This is a genomic window from Bradyrhizobium sp. 139 (assembly GCF_023074175.1).
Taxonomy (GTDB): Bacteria; Pseudomonadota; Alphaproteobacteria; order Rhizobiales; family Xanthobacteraceae; genus Bradyrhizobium.
In genome coordinates this window covers 1-2,957 of sequence record NZ_JADPKS010000043.1, presented here as the reverse complement: position 1 = coordinate 2,957, position 2,957 = coordinate 1, and the positions used below count along the sequence as shown (strand labels likewise).

2 protein-coding genes, 1 pseudogene and 1 riboswitch are annotated in these 2,957 nt (G+C 64.5%); of the genes and pseudogenes, 1 reads left to right on the top strand and 2 read right to left on the bottom strand.

Features of this window, described 5'->3' with window-relative positions:
• Positions 1 to 192: pseudogene (locus IVA80_RS10935) on the bottom strand (IS110 family transposase); the annotation flags it as partial.
• Positions 193 to 283: 91 nt separating this feature from the next.
• Positions 284 to 1,480, bottom strand: a complete 1,197-nt coding sequence (locus tag IVA80_RS10930) for an O-succinylhomoserine sulfhydrylase (protein WP_247429033.1) — start codon at positions 1,478 to 1,480, stop codon at positions 284 to 286.
• Positions 1,481 to 1,553: 73 nt separating this feature from the next.
• Positions 1,554 to 1,633: riboswitch (SAM riboswitch) on the bottom strand.
• 110 nt (positions 1,634 to 1,743) lie between these two features.
• Here IVA80_RS10930 and IVA80_RS10925 point away from each other — a divergent pair.
• Positions 1,744 to 2,850: a 2'-deoxycytidine 5'-triphosphate deaminase gene (locus tag IVA80_RS10925; RefSeq protein WP_247429030.1), complete on the top strand. Its 1,107-nt coding sequence runs from the start codon at positions 1,744 to 1,746 to the stop codon at positions 2,848 to 2,850.
• Positions 2,851 to 2,957: the final 107 nt, after the last annotated feature.

The window sequence follows — 2,957 nt, the reverse complement described above, 5'->3', positions numbered from 1 at the left end:
CGCTCGCGCCTTGATCTTCTCGAGCAAGGCCAGCAGCCCGGCGTGATCGCCGCCCTCAATCTTGTGGCGTGAGATCCGGTCACGATCCGGACTGTGCAGTGTCACCAGCCAAGTCTTTTGACTCAGTTCGATCGCAACGAAAATTGTGCCAATATGCCCGGCGGTGGGCGTGCTCTCGGTCGATGCTTGCATCAAACTCTCCGATGGTTCGAGTGTGGAAACCCAAACCTATCGGAAAGAGCCCGCTCACCGCCCCATGGAATCTACGATCTCGAATGCGTGGCTACGCCTTCTCCAGCGCCGCGGTCAGATCCTCGATCAAATCATCCGGATGCTCGAGCCCCGCCGAGAAGCGGATGAAGCCCTCGCTGATGCCGAGCGCGGCGCGGTCTTCCGGCTTCAGGCGCTGGTGCGTCGTGGTCGCCGGATGTGTGACGAGGCTCTTGGCATCGCCGAGATTGTTCGAGATCTTCGCAAGCTTGAGCTCGTTGAGCGCGCGGAACGCGGCCTGCTTGCCGCCCTTGACCTCGAAGCCGACCAGCGTCGAGCCGCCGCGCATCTGCTTCTTCACCAATGCTGCCTGCGGGTGATCGGCGCGGCCGGGAAAGACCAGGCGCGAAATCTTCGGATGGTTCGCCAGCACGTCCGCGATGCGGGCCGCCGTCTCGGTCTGCGCCCGCACGCGCACCCCGAGCGTCTCCAGGCCCTTGAGCAGGACCCAGGCGTTGAACGGCGAGATCGACGGGCCGGTCTGGCGCATGAAGTTGTGGATGTGCTCGGCGATGAAGGCTTCCGAGGACAGGATGATGCCGCCGAGACAGCGGCCCTGGCCGTCGATGTGCTTGGTCGCGGAATAGACCACCACGTCGGCGCCGAGCGCGAGCGGGCTCTGCCAGATCGGTGTGGCGAACACGTTGTCGACGATCAGCCGCGCGCCGCCCTTGTGCGCGATCTCGGCGATGCCGGGAATGTCGAGCACGTCGAGCGTCGGGTTGGTCGGGCTCTCCAGGAAGAACGTCTTGGTGTTCGGCTTCAGCGCGCGCTGCCATTGGTCGAGATCGAGGCCGTCGACCGGCGTGGTCTCGATGCCATAGCGCGGCAGCAAATCCTGCACCACGTAGAGACACGAGCCGAACAGCGCGCGCGAAGCCACGACGTGATCGCCGGCCTTCAGCGGCGCCAGGATTGCGGTTGTCACCGCGGCCATGCCGGTTGCCGCGGAGCGAGCGGCTTCGGCGCCTTCGAGCTCGATCATGCGGCGCTCGAACATCGCGATTGTCGGGTTGGAGTAGCGCGAATAGATAAAGCCGGGGTCCTCGCCCTTGAACCGCGCCTCGCACTCTTCGGCGCTGTTGTAGATATAGCCCTGGGTCAGGAACAGCGACTCCGACGTCTCGCCATATTGCGAGCGCAGGGTGCCGGAATGGACCAGACGGGTTTCGGGACGGTAGTGTGCGGTGGACGCCGGGGACTTCGACATAGGACCTCTCCAACATGACCATTCATGAAAATGGTCACAAAAAAACCGGCCTGGATATCTCCACGGGCCGGGATCACAGAGGTCCCCGGCCTGTTTAGCGATTTATTTAACGTGGCTGCAAGCCGGCCGGCTCAAATCACCACGGGATAAGTCATGCTCATATTCCGCAATGCTCTTTCCGTCAAGACGTCCATCGGATAGCCGTAAAAGGCTAGTATTTCCCGCATGTCCGGATGCACTCGATCCCTGATGAGGACCCCCGGTTGACGTTCACGGTCGCCGCCGACGCCAACGGTATCCTGCCCGACCGCATGATCGCGGCGATGGCGGAAGCGGGCCTCATCCTGCCCGCCTACGACTTCGTCGAAAGCCAGATCCAGCCGGCGAGCCTCGACCTTCGCCTCGGCGACATCGCCTATCGCGTCCGTGCCAGCTTCCTGCCCGGGCCTGGCGCGACTGTTGCCGAGCGCATCGACGAGTTGAAGCTGCATGAGTTCAGCCTCGCCGACGGCGCGGTGCTGGAGACCAACTGCGTCTACATCGTGCCGCTGCTCGAAAGCCTCGCGCTGCCGCCGGAGATCGTCGCGGCCGCGAACCCGAAAAGCTCAACCGGCCGCCTCGACGTCTTCACCCGCGTCATCGCCGACGGCACCCGCCGCTTCGACATGATCGGCGCCGGCTATCACGGCCCGCTCTATGCCGAGATCAGCCCGAAGACGTTTCCGGTGCTGGTCAGCGAGGGCTCACGCCTGAGCCAGGTGCGCTTCCGCACCGGCGATGCCATCCTCAACATCGACGAGCTCGAGGCGCTGCACGCGACCGAGCGTCTCGTCGATGTCGACGACGCCGATCTCACCGGCGGCGTCGCGGTGTCCGTTGATCTCTCCGGCGCGAAGAGCGGCGGCTTCGTCGGCTACCGCGCCAAGCGCCACACCGGCGTGGTCGATGTCGATCGCCGCGCAGGCTACGCGGTCGAAGACTTTTGGGAGCCGATGTCGGCGCGCCCCGACGGCAGCCTGATCCTCGATCCCGGCGAGTTCTACATCCTCGCTTCCAAGGAAGCCGTGCAGGTGCCGCCCGACTACGCCGCGGAGATGGTGCCGTTCGATCCGCTGGTCGGCGAATTCCGCGTGCACTATGCGGGCTTCTTCGATCCCGGCTTCGGCTATGCCGGCGCCGGCGGGCTAGGATCGCACGCCGTGCTCGAAGTGCGTTCACGCGAAGTGCCGTTCATCCTCGAGCATGGCCAGATCGTCGGCCGCCTCGTCTACGAGAAGATGCTGGCACGCCCCGACGCGATGTACGGCCAGCGCATCGGCTCGAACTACCAGGCGCAGGGCCTCAAACTATCGAAGCATTTTCGGGTGTAGCGCGATCCTGTAGATGGGGTAACGGGCCCCGGGCAGCCTTCCAGCCAAGCCGCGCTAGCTACGGCGCTATTTGTGGCGCGCGTCGCGCGGCTTGGTTGGAAGGCAAG

What these genes read in the sequence shown, in the direction of transcription:
- IVA80_RS10930 (WP_247429033.1), bottom strand. Translation starts at nt 1,480, where the DNA reads ATGTCGAAGTCCCCGGCGTCCACCGCACACTACCGTCCCGAAACCCGT.